The organism is Mesorhizobium sp. LCM 4576 (assembly GCF_001854815.1).
GTDB lineage: Bacteria > Pseudomonadota > Alphaproteobacteria > Rhizobiales > Rhizobiaceae > Mesorhizobium > Mesorhizobium plurifarium.
Genome location: NZ_MDDT01000043.1, coordinates 17,315 through 32,881 on the forward strand (window position 1 = coordinate 17,315; position 15,567 = coordinate 32,881).

Below are 15,567 nucleotides of genomic sequence, written 5' to 3' on the forward strand. Positions count from 1 at the left end.
GATCACTCGTCCTCGATCAAGAAAAGGCCTGGCTCAAGGCTCTGCCAGTCGTCCACGAGGAACGGGTTCATGTGGTCGTATCCACGGGCCTGCGAATGGTCGATGTATGCATAGGCGAAGTGTTCGCGCGTAAGGGTAGATGCCTCCCTCAAGGCAGCCTGCTCGATCCCGGCGAGGACCACCTGTGCGATGCGCCCGTACCGATACCTGGCAACGTGGGCGATACGGTCTGGAAGGTCACTCCCGGTGACTGCGCGATGRCCGAGCCCCACCGCGTCGCACATGGCGGTGACAATGTTGAGGATCAGGATACGCTCCTCAGGAAGCGTGACGTCTGGAAGGTGCAAATGGCGTGACCGTCGCTCGACCTGTTCGTCGAGCCCGGCCAGCGCCGTGATGCCGGGYATTCCAGACATGAGAAAGCTCACCGGCCACGGCTTGTAGTTCATCACTCCCTTGATCGCCTTCCTGACRTTCTCCCGTTCCTTGTCCGATTCAGTCAGCTTCAGCAGATGCTGTGTCTCGTCGATGTGGATGAGCAGCTTCTTCCGCAGGTGCAATTGCTCGGGCAGGATGTCCCAGACCTCGCCCTGCTCTAATTTCCGAGTGATCTTGTATCCGGCCTGCTTCAAGATGTTCAGCCCCAGGAACTTGAGAGTCGAGGGTCCCATCAACGTATGGGTGACAACGGGGTCGATAAGGCCGTACGATCTCTGGATCGGAGCCAGGGTAGCGTTCTCTGCGAGCATGCGTTCGACGAGTACGGTCTTGCCGGCGCCGCTTTCCCCGGTGACGAACAAGACGCGCCMGTCGTCTCGTCGGCCCCTTTTTTTCGCGAGCATCATTGCCACAAAGCGGGAAAGAAGCTCCCTGGCGCCCTGGTCGCGTCCGCACGGGACATAGACGCTCTTGGCCAGTTCGAGGGCCGCTTTGACGCGCTTCTCCTCATCGGTCATGCGTTCGGAAACTGCGTCGAGAAAATCGTCGTCGGACGCAGCATCACTCCATTCCGGTTCTGGATCGATGTGTTTCGTGGCCCGCGTCATTTTCCTTCTCCACCATAGAGGTTCAAGCTTCCGCCGAACGGCTTGGGTTTCGACGCGGCGTTGCGATCCTGCGATGTGCGGGATTTCTGGTTCGAGTCGTCTCGCTTTCCCCGGCGCCTGGTCGCCGTCGCGACGAGTTCGCCCGGCTGGCCGCCGTCCGCATCTTCGGTCGCATACTGGTCAGGRCCAAGCGCAGCCTGGGCGGCGAAGCGGATCCGCTTCTCCAGCATATCCAAGGACTTCTCGGTGACGACATGGCTCGGGACCGCCGCCCTGTCCATGACGCCCCTCGAGAGGTCCAGGAGATCCCGGTGAGCGCTGATGCGGATAGGCCTTCCCAACGCCTCCTCTTGCTTCAAGACCTCGCGGACAGCGCGTTTGGCGAGCAGATGATCGGCCAGCGTCCTGCCCTTGAATTTGGGATCGACAGCAGGAACTCTCAGGAAGTGYTGGCTCTCAGGGATGCCCTCGATCCGCCCCCGGACAATCTTGGGGATCAGGACGTACACATGGCCGAGATCCTCCGGCTCGACGATGGCGTCTAYCTTCTTCTGACCGACCTTCATGTGAAGCTCAGCCAGTTCCATCGAGTTGTACGAGATGCCGACAGACTCGATCCCGTGCTTGGTGATCGACCTTTGCCTACGCGTCAGCCCGAAGGCGACGGCCAGCTGTTCATCCGAGGGGGCAGGCGGCAGCCCCTGTTTGGCAAGTTCCTCCCACTGTGCGTAGGGAGTTCGCCCCTCGAGGCCGCGATGCGGCCGCATGTGGTAGTGGTCCACGATGAACCTGATCAGGCTCCTGTAGAATTCCCCAACGGTCAGCGAGGCAAGCTCTTCCGCCGGATAGTCGCCTTGTTTGACGACGTTGGAGAAGGAGCGTCCCGCGAAATAGCGGCAGAGCCGCTTGATGATCCTGAAGAACGCTTCGATCGTGCCTCGCTTGCGCGGATCCTGCTCGGGGACGACGCGGGGGACGCTGAGTCGCGAGGCGGCCGTGTCGAATTCGCTGCGAAATACCGGGCCTCCGTCCGTGGCCAGGTTGAGTGGGCGGCCGTGCATGTGCCACGACGCCGTTGCTCCCGCAGCCTCGGCGAGCTCGCTCTTGTCGATCATGACCGACCTGAGGGCGCTCTTCGTCGCGGCGGTGGAGGGAGGGCCGAAGGCGAGGTTGAAGCCGRCGATGGCTCGCGATGCGCAGTCGATCCCCGCCGTGAGGGTCGTTCGGATGCGCGGCACCAGGCTACGCTGTTTCGGCGTCAACGATTTCCAGAAACTTGACTTGGCGACGAGCGTGTGGAGATCGACCTCCCAGTCGTCCATCTCGACACGTCCCAAAGCCTGCGTGACCTGCAATCCCTTTCCGACGGGYGTGTATTTCCGAAAAGCGTAGTCGCTCCCTTTGCGCCCGGCGTCCACCATGAACGGATCGAGCAGGTGGATCTTGCGTCGGACGGCATTGTGGCTCGCATACACCTGCTGGTGCTCGGGCAGGTTCTTGTTGATGTTGTACAAGGCAAGGTCCACGTCCTCGCAGATGTCGGCCATTCTAGGCCGCAGCAGGCTGGCGTATTTCCTGACCTCGATCACGATCACGTCGGCTGCGCGAGGGTCCAATTGGTTCCGGTTGCCGCATTCGGAGTAGTGCGGACGCAGGCTCGCCATGCGGCAGTTGCCGTTGATAAAGCGCGCCAGCCATTTCTTCAGGGCGGAAGGGCTGGGATAGTCAAAGGCCTTGCGCACCTCGCCCTTAATCCTTCGCCCAGGCCGCCTGCGTTCTCCGAACGTGTCGAGGTACCACCGATCCATAAGGTCGCGGTTTTCCTCGACGAACCGGGCGAAGTCATCAATGATACGGCGCGGGCGCCAACGCCCTTGCAGGTTCGCGGCGGCGTCCAGGAAACGGACGCACCATTCCTTCTTCCACGCAAGAGTCCTGAGTTCTTCCTCCGACAGGTCGGTCAAGTCGGAGTCGTCGAACCGCACGCGCAGGATAGCCAAGGCCTTCGAAAAGTAGCCCTCGTCGACCCGGATACGCTTCGACCGGATCAACGCGTTGATCTCCTTGTCGGACTTCACGACGAAGTAGTCTTCCGCGATTAGGTCGCCTGTCACGGGCTGGAGCACGTGCGTGTCCTTGACCTTCCTTTCGACCCTGAAGGACTGGCCATCGATGAGCAGCCGATCGTGGCGGCCGAACAGATGGGCTCTCTCGGCTCTTGTTGCCGAGGCAGGATTCAATACTTTCACGCCTTCCCCCTTTTGTTGTTTTTCTTTCGCACTATCAAGCTTCCGTGATGAATGGATTAACGGCGCCCATCGCGGGCGCCGTTGTTGACAAGGATTGCTGGATCCCCAAGCCGGACGTTGGCTGGAATCGCCAGCAGGCCCTTCTGGATCAAGGTGACGGCCGCACGCCGGCCGCGCTCGCCAAGTCCGCTTGCTTGGGCAATCTCGCGGAGCGAAGTTCGAGCTGGCAGTTTTGGCAACGCAGCGGCCACGATCGTCTGGGCTTCGAAGTCGTAGTCCGCTGCGTACGCCACGATGTCCTTGGCGTTCTCGATCTGTGTGAGGKTCAGGTCCTTCTCGGTGAGGATGCGGAACTCGTCGGCAATGCGGTCGCCGACCTGTTCGCACACGAGCCGAAGGGTCTCGCGCAGGTCTTCATCGACGTCGATCTTGTACTTCACGGCATACGCGATCCTGCCGCCCGACTGCCGCTGGATGAAGTCGATCCAGCACGTGCGTCTCTGCCCATTCTGGAAAAATTGCACCTTCTGCTGCTCGCGCAGCTCCAGCGTCTCGGGTTTTGCGAGAAGAAAGTACGCTACCGATTCTTCAAGGCCACTCTCGTACCAGACCCTCCGGCTGYGGAACGGGTCGACGACGAAGCCGACCTTGGAGTCGCGCTTCTTCGGCTGYGGCACACGATTGGCGACGCCGTCCTCAATTTCCAGGGCAGGGGCGTCCCGGCCCCGGTCACGTGAAGCGTCATCGGTATGGATAAGCCCCCGCCCGAGTTGCGGATGCTCTTCAACGGGTGGGCGAGGATAGGACCGTGCCCGATCTGGAATCCGTGGCTGTAGTTCTTCAACGCTTCGGCAAGCAGCAGGTTATGGCAACGCATTTCAGTTTCCCTTTCTTGTCGGCGTGCGCATGCCGGCGGGCGGCGAGCGCCCGCTAGCCGATGGAAGGGCGAACCAACACGGGCATCGGCGGGGACTGCGTGACCGTTAAGTCGCGAAGTCTCACGCGCGAAGCCTCGGTTTGACCGCCTCGCCGTCGCTCGATAGTGAAGGGACCGAAAAGCCGGACTTGACGCCCGGCAGAACATACCGGGGCCTCAGCCCTGAGCTTCGCGGACCTTCCGCACAGCTATCGATATGTTCATCGTCATAGTCATTCTTTCCTCTTGGGCGGGCCTGGTGAGACAGGCCCCGCGAGTGGGAGGCGGATATAGCGTCGACAAAGAAGGTGCAAACGACTTTTGGGTGCTTGCTTTCCCTTTCGATGAGCGTGGTTAACAACCTTTCAGCCAGCCAGCGTTCCGCGCGTCAACGAACGGCAAACCATGCCGCTACGAATCGAAGCCGACGAATGCCGGAATTACTTTACCCGACAGGAGGCGGCTTCTTTGCAGCGGGGCGCGACAGCTTCCGCGACGCGCGGGTGAGTTCGCCGTTGGAGCAAGGCCCCTCAAAGATGTCCCCACACCACAGTGAAAAGCGCGCTCGGCCTGCAGCGAAGGTTTCCAGCCGAGGTCCAACGGCGTCACGCCGACAGCGGCGGTCGGCCCCGCCTCTCGGYACGACGCTCCGTTGAGCGAAGGCGGATCGAACAATTCCGGCATGCGAAAGTGACAGTCGATCCTCAGGAGTCCTTCGTGTTAATCAATGCGTTGAAAATGTTTCTCGAAACGCATTAGTAATTGCGAGTATAACGCAAGTCAATTGATCCGTTAGCGGATGGAAAGGCATGTCCATAGGGCGATTTCGGCCTAGTCACATATGCGTGATACAATTGATGCAGCAAAACCGTTAGTCAAGCGCAAAATATCCCGAGTTGAAATTTGACGCCTGAAGTCGAACTTTTACGCATATTTGATTGTTCGAAAGTGGAGGATCCTAAGTACCCTGCGATGGCAATCGGACCCCAACATCGGCCAATCCGATGAAGCTCCAGGAAAGGGATATCAATGTCTATTCACATCAGTTATGCCCGAAACGAGATGTCACATGACCTGCGCGCATCTCAACAGGCGAAGGCTGCACTCGCTCAGGGCACGCAATATTCACTATTGCTTAAAAATGGTTCGGCCCAACCTTGGACCTTTTACGTCTATCAAAAGATGCCGCAGCAGGTGGCAGATGTCTTCTCGCTAGCATGGTTTTGCTCGCCGTATCAGATTCGGGTCGGTGACCAGATCAGGTTCACGTGGGAAATCGACTACAACTTCGTTTGGAGCGATACGGGCCAGTTGATCCCAGGCGTTGATTTTCAGGCGTCGGGAGCAAAGGATTGCARTCCGGCTGGAAAGAATACAACCGAGTTTTCCTTGTCGCCCGGACCTGGTCTCAGCGATCCGGTCCAAGCGCCCCCCAGCGGTTCTCTGGTTATCACTGATGCAGCCGATGTACCGAACAATAGATTTTCAGTTGGCATCGGCATGTCCGGAACCGGGACTTATTGCGTACAGGCAGGAACCAACTTGAAGCACACATTCACGCCTACGCCGAGCTATTGGGTAGCTGCGGGAACAAACCTGAAGATCGGCACGGTGCTCAACATCAACACGGTCACACAGACGAGCGAAGCGAAATTTCCGTCCGCAGTCTACAACCTCGACTGCGTGCTCCAGGGCGACAATACTTGGGAAATTTCCCCGGCTTAGTCGACCGGGCATGCTAATGCTGGCTCCGCTCAAAGTTGCGGAGCCAGCGAGGCTCGAGAGGTTCACAGGGAACCACGAGTCCACGTGCCAACCATCGCGTTTCTCAAAGCAGAAACCCAACAGCAATGGAGGGATGCCGTCATGTTTGCGGGAATTCCTATCGGTTCCGTGAGCCCTTTCGCCGGTCAAGTCCATCCCGTTACCGGCGACAGGAACACGATCTGGGYCAACGCCGCGTGCTCAAGCTCGGGATCGAAGCCAGGGACAGAAGCTGACGCCCCGCTCAGTCATATCGAAAGCCAGGGTTGGATGCTGTGTGATGGACGATATCTGAGCTTGACTGCCTATCCTGAACTCTACGCTGTTTTKGGTGCACTCTACGGCGAAAGGTCTTCAGGCGCTGAACTGGAATTTCGAATTCCTGATTACCGCGGGCTGTTCCTGCGCGGGCTCGATGCCGGCGCCGGGATGGATCCAGATGCGGACCAGCGGATCGATCCGACCGGAAACCACGTCGCAAATACCGTCGGCTCGCTGCAATGCGATGCCATGYAGGATCACACCCACTCCTATGACGTGATTCAGCCGGCTGGAGTTTCACAGCAAGGCAATGCCGCCGGAACATCCATGTCGAGCAAAGCAACGAGTTCGCCGATAACACCGGCCCRCATCGCCGACGAAACGCGCCCCAAGAACATCGCTGTCAACTACATCATCAGGTTCCGTTAGCCGCCGCGCAGGGATGTCCTCATTCCAGGAGCCGCTGTGATCCCCGTAGAACTGACTTCAATAAGAGGAGAGAAGTGATGACTTTGAAATCAAAAGCTTTCGGCTTGTTGGTGGCTCTCACCGCAGCCTATGCCGCCGTTCCGCCAACGAATGCAGAGGACTCCAGTACCAAAGCCGGGACAAAGCCCGTCACTACTGGCGTGGTCATTCGCGGCGTAACGATAGGCGGCCCTCCCGGAGCGCCGGGAACCCCGACGGGCCGAACATGCGACTTCAGCAATGAAGAGGTCGGACCCGACGGACGCATGACCGGCGCTAGCGTCAACTGCCGCCCCGACGGAAATCTAGCGAACACGATACCAGGTCTGCCCGCACGCTTCGATGCCTATTGCGTCATCAATGCGCCGGTAAAGAGCGCTCGTGTAGTCCAAGCACCTATCTCGGGCAACGCCAACCATTGCGATCTTTCCGGCATAACCCCAAAAGACGCGACAGGCCAGTTCAAGGGCTCTGTGTGGCGTTAGACCTTCGCCCAGGGAGCAATGTTCTCCACTCATGAGATGRCAACTTCGTTCAGGCCGCACCCGTGTGCCATTTGACGATGGATGCGGCCTGAATTGCCCGCGGCCGTTCTTCGTTGGGCCTGGTGGCGGCAGGGTTTGCTCAGGTGACGCGAGTAGAGACCGGAAGTCCGTTCCGCTGCCTGCCAGCATAGGGCCTTATGCGTTCGAGCCTCGAGGCCGGTTCCAACTCATCAGGATTATGGTACATCGCGGCCCAGGGCAGATCTGGGGGAATCGCGTTTTGCGCCCAACGTGGTGTAGGGGGCGCAAGCAAGCACGGCCGATTGTCCCGCTGGAGATTTTCAAAGCCTTATGCCCCCATGAAAAGCTGCTGATAGGCCACGCCATGGTCGGCGCCACTGAGCAGGCTCAATCGCGTTGTTGCGATCAATATCTTAAAGCGGTGCCTCACCGGTAGCTTCGGTATCTGAACTATCCTCAATGAAGAAATTGGCGGTCGTGCGTCGGTCTTGTGCGATGGCGACGGCGAGGGCGCACCGCATCGTGGCTTGCATGGCCKGGTTGATGGTTTGCGATTTGATGTCTCGGACCAAGGCGCAGCCGTGGACAGCTGAGGATGCCTTCATTGTCAYGGAACGGTTCGGYATGATTGAGTAGCGGCTGCCCTGCCTCGAAAGACCTCGGATTTTTGTGGTTGTCTCTTCCATTATAGTCGCTCCTTCTAATTTTTGAATGTATTATTTGAGAAGTTATGTGTACTTACAAGTCGATATATAATTGTTAACTGTACTTCCAACCGAAAGGCGTAAAAAGCGCGTAAAAAGCGAACGTGAGGCCACATGCTCGTATATGTTGCAGACTTCTACGAGGCTTATGCACCCGGCTTCAGGAGGCACGCTTGGATTTGCGACTAACACTGCTCGGTCGGTGCATGCTCAGCGGCAAACAGCAAACACAGCTTCGCCTTAGCACCCGGAAGTCCTGGGCGCTTTTCGCTTTGCTGGCGCAATGCGGAGCAAGTGGCTGTACGCGAGAACAGCTGTCCGRCAGCCTGTGGCCTCTGAGCGGCGAAGAGCAGGCACGTGCGAGCTTGCGGCAGGAATTGGCTGCTTTACGCAAACTCCTGAAAGAAGACGGTTGTCCGGATCCGTTTGAGGCCCGTCAAGGGACCTTGATGCTACGGCACGAAGTCATTGCTGTCGACAGTCGGAAGTTGGAAGATATTGCTCTTTCTGGCGACTCCGAACTTATCCGGAGCATTCCGCAATTATACAAAGGTGACTTCGCTGCGGGCTTGAGCATCCGGTCGGCACCATTTGCAGCTTGGTTGCAGGCTGAAAGAAAACGACTTTGCGATATCGCGGTCTCGGCGCTCGAGACTGTGCTGGCACACGATGAAGAGCATGGTGAGCCGGAAACCGTGCTAAAGACGGCGCGGGCTATAATCACTATGGATCCGGCGCACGAGGCAGCGCACTGCGGCGCAATGCGCAGCCTGCACTCTCTAGGGAGGAGTGCTGAGGCTCTAATGCAATTTAACCGTTTGGAAAACACCCTTCGGCAAGAGCGGAACGCTGCCCCCAGCGCCGAGACAGTCGAAGTCTACCGGCAACTGCGTCAGCATGATCGCCTCACTGTCCCCTGTAATTCGGGCGGCTTTGCCACAAACGTCTTYGGTAGACCGGAAAGGCGCATAGTCATTATTGCAGCCTTCGGCATTTCCGTCGGAACTGCTGCCGGCCAACAACTCAACGYCGAAGATATCAGCGAATTGGTGGAGCCGATGGAGGTCTTTTGCCGTGAGACGGTTCCAAGATTCGGCGGTCAGATAATCGGATGCGTAGCAGACCGGTGCCTGGCCGTGTTCGGCTACCCCGCTGCGAGTGAAGTGGAGGCCGAACGTGCGGTCCTTGCCGCAATAGATATTCGAGGCAAATATTTGCTCACCGCAAGGGGGCAAGTGGTGCGGATGTGCTGCGGCGTCGCCAGTGGCGAGGCCTTGGTTCGATCTGGGGAGGAGGGTTCACTCAGCGTTGGTCAGATATCGGGCCCGCTCATCACTCAGGCGACCACTCTAAGTTACACGGCAACCGAAATCGGTGTCCTTGTTTGCGGGGCGACGATGGCACTGCTGCGTCGCGTATTCAAGACCAGCGAAGTCTCGATCCCCGGACACAGCACCGGCGCCTTCCAAATTCGTAGCGAATTGGTTGCAGCCAACCGCTTCGACCTTGGCGAGAGACAGAACACCCGGTCTTCCTTCGTCGGCCACGGATGCGAGAGGGAAGCTTCCCGCAACACTTTAGAGTAGAGTTTTGCAAGGGGCAGGGCGCGCCTCAGATGGCGCGGATTTCGCCACACTTCCCGCTTCGCACGTTTGTGTCGACGATCTCCTTGAGGGTGTCGCGCACTTCCGAACCGTATCCTGTGTGTCGATCAGCCAGACCTGCATTTCATGGCGGTTGGTGAATCTCTGCAGATAGAGGTCCCCACACCGCCATCGTTTCTTCCAGGGGACTTCAGATCGTACTCGACCATCAAACCGACATGTCTCTTTTCTTTGGATAATCGARCATCATTAAATTGTATGATCGGCGGATAACCGCAGCCGTGCCCGGCGTGGCTTACGATCTCGGTTTGCCTCTCGGCCCCGTATATGCGCTGCCTATCATCTATGGCTTTGTCACGGGCTCGCTGTAAGCCGACCGCCTTAGATTAAGAGCCTGCTACAACCCTTCCCGATCCGAAGGCCGGGAAGGGACGAACAAAGCCCGATGAGCTTCATCCGGAGAGAGAGTGACCCCATGGCGAATCTCTAGTGGCGGGGAGTCCTCGCCACGATGAGATGTGCCTGCCCAGGAGGCTGAAATCGACTCTGCGGTTCAAAGTGCTCTAAGGGCATTCCGGAAGACTCAGAAGATTGTCAGGCAAAAAACGATCCGTCTGCGTCTTCAGATAATCCCTGCCATTGTGCTGCTTGACRGTAACCCACACAGTTTTCCCACCCTCGGATACGAAGTACGCTCTGGGATCGCGCTTCACGTTAGCGATAGCGTCTTCCTCAGACACTTTCCATCGGACACCGCCATCGACGCCACCAATGTATTGGATGCGGCGGTGTCGATCTTCATGAGTTGGATGTTTGACAATGCACAGGATTTGTCGRCTCACGGTGTGCAGCCCTTTCTTCGGCGTGCGCCACAGGACAGCTTGACGGATTCACCGCTAGGATTAGTTTGGTGATCGTTTTCAATGCCCAGCCGTCCTGTGGCTTGGTTGCGAAAAGCGGCGACGATTGTAGCGAATCGTCGCCGCAAGTCATTTGATGACAAGATCCCCGGCAAATGCAAGGCTTGCGCCACAAATATCACGCAAGAATCACAGGTGCCTTTCTTTCGTCGTCTTAACAACTTACAAGCGTTTTGCTTAGGGGTGATCGGGCTTCATCAATCCGCGGGATATGTAAGACGCTTCTCGCGAGCCATGCGGAGCAGATCCGCATCCCAAATGTTCAGCTTGGCGCGGCGGTTGTGGCGGGAATTGCAACTCAACGATTAGCGTGCAAGTGGGATTTGCCGCGGTGCTGATCGACGTCAATGATGCTGCAACTGCAAGACAAGAACACATTTTAAATCGTTTTGATGCGGACATCGCCGCGCGCATATTCTTTGGCGGAATGCTTCACGGTGGCATGCTCGGGCAAACGCTCGGTGGGTAATCGCACAGAGGTTGCTCTGTCGGTATAGAGCGTGTTTTTGAGGTCGCCGTGCKCCCCGACTTCCGCCTCTCGACCAGATCCATGATTGCGATCTTTGATCGACTTCTTGCACCTTGAGACAGGACMTTGCGACGGGGCGAAAAATTGCTTCCTCACGGTCCGAAATGGGTTTCGTCAGCTCAAACACTCTTGCCCTCGCGACGACTTGGACCAGACGACTTCGCCCCAACGAGTCGAAGGCCAAGGGTGTCAAACGCCATCCGGAACTGCCCCCTTTGGTGAACCCGAAGGTGGGGGCAGTTCTTCATGACGCACGGGCGTCCGATCTTGGTTTGTTGCCRCTTAACCGGATCGGGCAAATTCAAACTTTTCCAACACAAGAAGCCTGYGAAGTCAGGCGAGCCCGAATAGGGGCCATCGGTGCCGTCAGGGGGAGGCCTGACGCCGCGGATGAAGAACTAGTGCCTGACTGGCGCGCGCCCAACCTTCTTCGAAGGCCGCCTCGAAGCTCYGAACGAGATGTCCGATGCAGAGGAAGAAGGCGCGCCAGCTCGCTGGCTGATCCCCGGTTCAGAGCGCCCATTTTTGGYGCTGAGGGACGCACGCCCTATCCCCTGTGCGTTTCCTCCGAGCTTCTAACCAGGCCGGGTCTTTATCCGAACGTCATTCTTCAGAAGGACACCGAGGGGCTGACCCGTCGGGGTTCCGTCGGAGGTGAGTACCAGAAGTGTGGGTTTCTTCTTGCTCGGAACGTTTCTAGCGAAGAATTTCGCTCCTGCCTGCGACAGCGTGATGTCAGGAGGAACGGACTCTACCCGACGCGCGGAGGGAGCCTTGTCGATTACTTTCGCGATGGTTTCCTCTAGGTCCGCAATGCCGACTTGCGATCCTGTCGCAAGCCATTTGAGAATGTCGTCGCTTCCGACTGCGGAAAGCCTTCCCTTTACTTCTACGACAGCCCAGGCTTCGGCAGCGGCAAGCTCAGGCAGTAATTCCTTTAGCTTGGCAGCCGGGTCCGCAACCGTGACCACAGCGCGGACCATAGAGGCGACCGAGTCCGAAGCGGAAAGCCCATCCCGGGATGGCCGGTCGGAATGAACGGCGTGGAAGGTCGAATGATGCTGGACCCAAGATTTCGTGAGGCCGCAGCGCATCCCGATGACCCTGATCACGTCGGCGTGCAGATCCGAAAGGTCGATCCGGTGAAAGATCGGCTCATGATGTGCTACCCTATTCCTGAAATCCTTGATCCGCCTCACGATGTTGCAGAGGTGCCTGCGAGTATCGCTCAGATCGGCGTTCGGAAAGACTCGCCTAAGCGATAGCTGCCATGCCCTTTCGTAGGGGTAATCGAGYAGCCTCACCCAGAACTCCAGGGACATGTTCGCCAGCACGTCGTGCCTGTTCAGCTTCCCGAATGCAGGAACGTCGAGGTGAGATACCTCTTCGACCGATGCAGTGTATTCCCGATCCGTCATCTTCCGCTTGAGCAGTTGGCGCTTGCTGCGGTTCAATGCCTCTCGGATTCCCGACCCAACGGCCTCTTGTGCCGATATCCATTTCGTATCGAACGGCCAATCCTCTGGCCCGCCGGTCAACACTATGTGTTCGTGAACGGCATTTCTGAGGGTCACCTCTAGCGCGTGCAGCGGAAACTGGAATGCCTTTGCCAGTCTGGCGTTCCACAGATACCACTGCATTGTGTAGGGAAACTCAAAGCCCCCCTGTTTCAGGTACTTGCCGAGACGCGGTTCCGTAAGCGCTCGGCGTATGCCGACTTCGGCCGATCCGTAATCGAATGCGTATTGACTTTCGGCCATTGACCTTACATTCTCACCCTAATTGCGTATCCCAGTCGCCCATGGCCTTCACAGGTTACGCGCTGAGGTGAAGCTAAAGAAACCCCCGGACCTGACGTCGCGTCGGCCGGGGGTTTTGCCATTAAGCGATGTCTATTTCAATTCGAAGTCCCGAAAAGGTTTAATGATTTAGCCCTCAGTTGCGAGACTGGTGCTTAGATGTCAGCCGTACTCATTCGGCAAGATAGAACGTCAAGGCCCTGCAGGTCCGCGACCACGAGACGACCGGAAACGTAGGAAGCATCCTTCTTCTTAGTGGACCCGGTTCTAACCATCTGCGGCTGCTCCAGCCAACGCGGGAAGTTCCTCGGGCCGCCTGCCCGCTAGCACGATGGCATCCTTGACCACGCTCGCCCACCAAGGATCGTCGTCACGGGCAAGACGGCTGAGATCCTCCATGTCGAGGCCAACGACACTCGGGGTGAAGCCCAACCGCTCGGAATGAATGGCAAGGCTGTCCCGAACGACGTCGACAACCRCTGCGAGGTCGGCAGATCCCGTGACGACCCCGACATCCAGATCACTTCCCAGGCGGTCCGCTCCGCGCGCAACGCTGCCGTACACCCACAGGCTCTTGACGAACTGCTTCTTGTCACCAGGGCTATCGGTGACGGCATCGATGATGGCTGCGAACCGACGTTCCTCGGCAGCAAAGAGGTTCTCGATTGCTTTGGAGAAGTAGTGTTCGGCATTCAAGCGGTACAGTCGGTTGTACCCTGACCCCTCTGCCGACACGACGCCCGTTTCCCCGAGCGAGATAAGGCCCAGGCGGGTGCTGCTCTTCGATATTCCGGCGCGACGACCGATATCCGAACTGGAGAGGTACCCCCCATGACGGACAAGCACGCGCAAGACCCGCACGTTCGAGTCGACCCCGAAGACAAGGTCAAGTGGAWTTCTGATSGCGCTCTGTGGAACCGTTCTCGCCACGGAGGACCCCTTATTCGGATCGATCGTTTAGATATCAAAACAATCGATTTAATATTAAACCGATCGACCCGTTGTTAAACCGATTGTCGACATCGAGCAATCACAGCCAGCGACTTCTTTCGTTCTTGGCTTCCGCGAAATGACGCTCTGAAACCCGTTTCGGACGAGAGCCTCCGCAGCCAGGACTTCTCCGAGGATGCCGAGKTTCGACGGTCCGGCGAACCCGTCCAATGACATCCTTTCATTCCCCACTCCTCGATCCTTGTCCGACCGCCACCTTCGCCTGTCCTGCACCGTTCCTCACGCCGTCAACAGATGGAATTCTGGGACAGCCAAAGATCTGGAACGATCTGAATGGGCCGTGACTACGGTGTAGTCCGGTTCACATCGTGGATGGTGAAATCCTTCATTAATAGCAATTAGAACATGTGCCGACGTGCAGGAGAGAGGACAATGGCGCTACGAGGGGCGCTCCCAAATTGGGACACCAAGAAAATCTCAATCAAAAGCCCTCCGGGACCGCGTGAGGTCTACTGGATCGGAACTTTCGTCGATTCCTTGGAACCTGAATTTACTGGCTATCACCAGGGTGTCATCATCTCGGGAGCGAAAACACTAAATGAGGCAACCGAATGTGTCGTATTCGTGCCTGTCACGAGTGTCGAACCTGCAAAGGGCCCTCGAGGCAATCTTCCTCCTTACATTCATAAGCTGAGCAGCAACCCCAGCCCTAACGATACCAGAGGATCATGGGCGATCTGCAACCACGTCATGACCGTAAGACTGTCTAGGCTTGAACGCTTCTATAGCTCAGACGGTATTGATAAAAGGCTGATCACTCCTAAAGTTTCTCACGCCGACTTCGAAGCGATCTTGGACTGTATTGCCAATGGCATGGTGGTCATCCGGAACAGGTTCAAATCACTGGAATCTGCTACCCTCGCGAAGCAGCAGGAAGCGCATACCGCCGAAATCGAAAAGCTCAAAGCGGAACAGGCGGCAGCGATTGACCGCGCTGTCGAAGAGGTGCTCGATGAACTGACGAGGCCGTCCGCGGCGTGACTTGACAGCTGCGCGGCGACAAACTATCTATTTKGGGTGGCTGCGGCCCATTAACTCGAAAGAGTTTAACGAATACCCGGCAGAAATGTCGGAAAACGTACCACCTGAGGGTGGATAAAAGGGCGGTCAGTCATTGGCCGCCTTTTTTAATGTCTTTAAGAATTCACCGTCAATGGAGGGTTGACAGATCCCGCTCCGTGTCCGCCGCGTCGGTCTGACTCATTCCGTCAGGCACTGCCGCGATCGACGTTACCGTCTGCTCTGGCGCACATCTGATCCGGCCTTGACCTCGACAGCGGGGCGCCAGACTGTGGCCCCRCATCCGAGGTGGGATCGTCTCCGATCCAGACTCTCCCGGTTCTAGTCAGTTGGCCGCCGCCGGGCGGATGGTGGACGGCATGAGCGAGCTTGCGATCCAGATCAGTGCCGCCGGACTCTCGTGGGCTTTCATGCCGGAGACGCTGCACCTCGACGCGCCGAACGAGGTCGAGGGACACGTCATGCGCTGGCCCAACCTGCTCGCCGGAGGCCCGATTCCCCGCGACATGGCGCAGCGGCTGCTAACCTATCAAATGGTGTACCGTCTGGCGGAAAATGCCGACTTCGTACTTCTCGCCGTCGAGYCGGACGCGGATATGCGGCGCGTCGGGATCGCCGAGTGCGCGCTCGAGTCGATCTGGTGCGGTGTCGAGATGGTGGAGCCGCACGCCGACGGGGCGGCCGAGATCATGCGCCAGCATGTCGAACGGGTCGTCGAAACGAATCCGTGGCCGCCTGGGATGGGCTGAATTAGCACGGATGTAAGCTCA

Annotated in this window: 13 protein-coding genes; 7 read left to right on the plus strand and 6 right to left on the minus strand. The window is 57.9% G+C overall.

Annotation, left to right across the window (positions count from 1 at the left end):
- Nucleotides 1–2: 2 nt before the first annotated feature.
- Genes LCM4576_RS22905 through LCM4576_RS22915 form a run of 3 tightly spaced genes read right to left on the minus strand, consistent with a single transcriptional unit; the run spans nucleotide 3 to nucleotide 3,972 of the window.
- Complete coding sequence (locus LCM4576_RS22905; protein ID WP_071034779.1) at nucleotides 3–1,046, minus strand: ATP-binding protein; 1,044 nt, start codon at nucleotides 1,044–1,046, stop codon at nucleotides 3–5.
- Entirely contained in the window at nucleotides 1,043–3,295 is a 2,253-nt protein-coding gene (locus tag LCM4576_RS22910) for a hypothetical protein (protein ID WP_131803283.1), read from the minus strand. The genes LCM4576_RS22905 and LCM4576_RS22910 overlap by 4 nt, the downstream gene beginning before the upstream one ends.
- Nucleotides 3,296–3,351: 56 nt before the next feature.
- A complete protein-coding gene (locus LCM4576_RS22915) occupies nucleotides 3,352–3,972 on the minus strand; it encodes a hypothetical protein (RefSeq protein WP_071034781.1) in 621 nt (206 codons plus the stop codon).
- Between the two features lie 1,268 nt (nucleotides 3,973–5,240).
- On the opposite strand from LCM4576_RS22915, the gene LCM4576_RS22920 reads away from it, so the two are divergent.
- The 4 genes from LCM4576_RS22920 (at nucleotide 5,241) to LCM4576_RS22930 (ending at nucleotide 9,500) form a co-directional block, all read left to right on the plus strand.
- Entirely contained in the window at nucleotides 5,241–5,936 is a 696-nt protein-coding gene (locus LCM4576_RS22920; protein WP_071034782.1) for a protein rhiA, read from the plus strand.
- 84 nt (nucleotides 5,937–6,020) lie between these two features.
- The gene (locus tag LCM4576_RS22925; protein ID WP_244510884.1) at nucleotides 6,021–6,665 is read left to right on the plus strand and encodes a tail fiber protein; all 645 of its coding nucleotides are present in this window, start codon (nucleotides 6,021–6,023) and stop codon (nucleotides 6,663–6,665) included.
- Between the two features lie 77 nt (nucleotides 6,666–6,742).
- Entirely contained in the window at nucleotides 6,743–7,189 is a 447-nt protein-coding gene (locus LCM4576_RS37025; RefSeq protein WP_083361475.1) for a protein rhiC, read from the plus strand.
- An 898-nt stretch (nucleotides 7,190–8,087) separates the two neighbouring features.
- Complete coding sequence (locus LCM4576_RS22930; protein WP_131803284.1) at nucleotides 8,088–9,500, plus strand: BTAD domain-containing putative transcriptional regulator; 1,413 nt, start codon at nucleotides 8,088–8,090, stop codon at nucleotides 9,498–9,500.
- 581 nt (nucleotides 9,501–10,081) lie between these two features.
- Here the strand turns inward: LCM4576_RS22930 and LCM4576_RS35075 are convergent.
- Entirely contained in the window at nucleotides 10,082–10,360 is a 279-nt protein-coding gene (locus LCM4576_RS35075) for a DUF3892 domain-containing protein (protein WP_083361476.1), read from the minus strand.
- Nucleotides 10,361–10,769: 409 nt separating this feature from the next.
- Between LCM4576_RS35075 and LCM4576_RS36585 the strand changes: the two genes are divergently transcribed.
- Nucleotides 10,770–10,907 (plus strand): hypothetical protein, encoded by a 138-nt coding sequence (locus tag LCM4576_RS36585; protein WP_157901227.1) that lies wholly within the window; start codon nucleotides 10,770–10,772, stop codon nucleotides 10,905–10,907.
- A gap of 635 nt (nucleotides 10,908–11,542) precedes the next feature.
- Here LCM4576_RS36585 and LCM4576_RS22940 read toward each other — a convergent pair.
- Nucleotides 11,543–12,727 (minus strand): Abi family protein, encoded by a 1,185-nt coding sequence (locus LCM4576_RS22940; protein WP_071034786.1) that lies wholly within the window; start codon nucleotides 12,725–12,727, stop codon nucleotides 11,543–11,545.
- Between the two features lie 306 nt (nucleotides 12,728–13,033).
- Nucleotides 13,034–13,612 (minus strand): nucleotidyltransferase domain-containing protein, encoded by a 579-nt coding sequence (locus LCM4576_RS22945; protein ID WP_244510892.1) that lies wholly within the window; start codon nucleotides 13,610–13,612, stop codon nucleotides 13,034–13,036.
- A gap of 537 nt (nucleotides 13,613–14,149) precedes the next feature.
- Here LCM4576_RS22945 and LCM4576_RS35080 point away from each other — a divergent pair.
- Both LCM4576_RS35080 and LCM4576_RS22955 read left to right on the plus strand, forming a co-directional pair.
- Nucleotides 14,150–14,758, plus strand: a complete 609-nt coding sequence (locus tag LCM4576_RS35080; RefSeq protein ID WP_116397988.1) for a type II toxin-antitoxin system PemK/MazF family toxin — start codon at nucleotides 14,150–14,152, stop codon at nucleotides 14,756–14,758.
- Between the two features lie 398 nt (nucleotides 14,759–15,156).
- A complete protein-coding gene (locus LCM4576_RS22955) occupies nucleotides 15,157–15,546 on the plus strand; it encodes a hypothetical protein (RefSeq protein WP_131803285.1) in 390 nt (129 codons plus the stop codon).
- Nucleotides 15,547–15,567: the final 21 nt, after the last annotated feature.

Bases quoted from the DNA above. Each gene is read 5' to 3' on its own strand.
- LCM4576_RS37025 (WP_083361475.1), top strand. From the start codon at position 6,743: ATGACTTTGAAATCAAAAGCTTTCGGCTTGTTGGTGGCTCTCACCGCA.
- LCM4576_RS35080 (WP_116397988.1), top strand. From the start codon at position 14,150: ATGGCGCTACGAGGGGCGCTCCCAAATTGGGACACCAAGAAAATCTCA.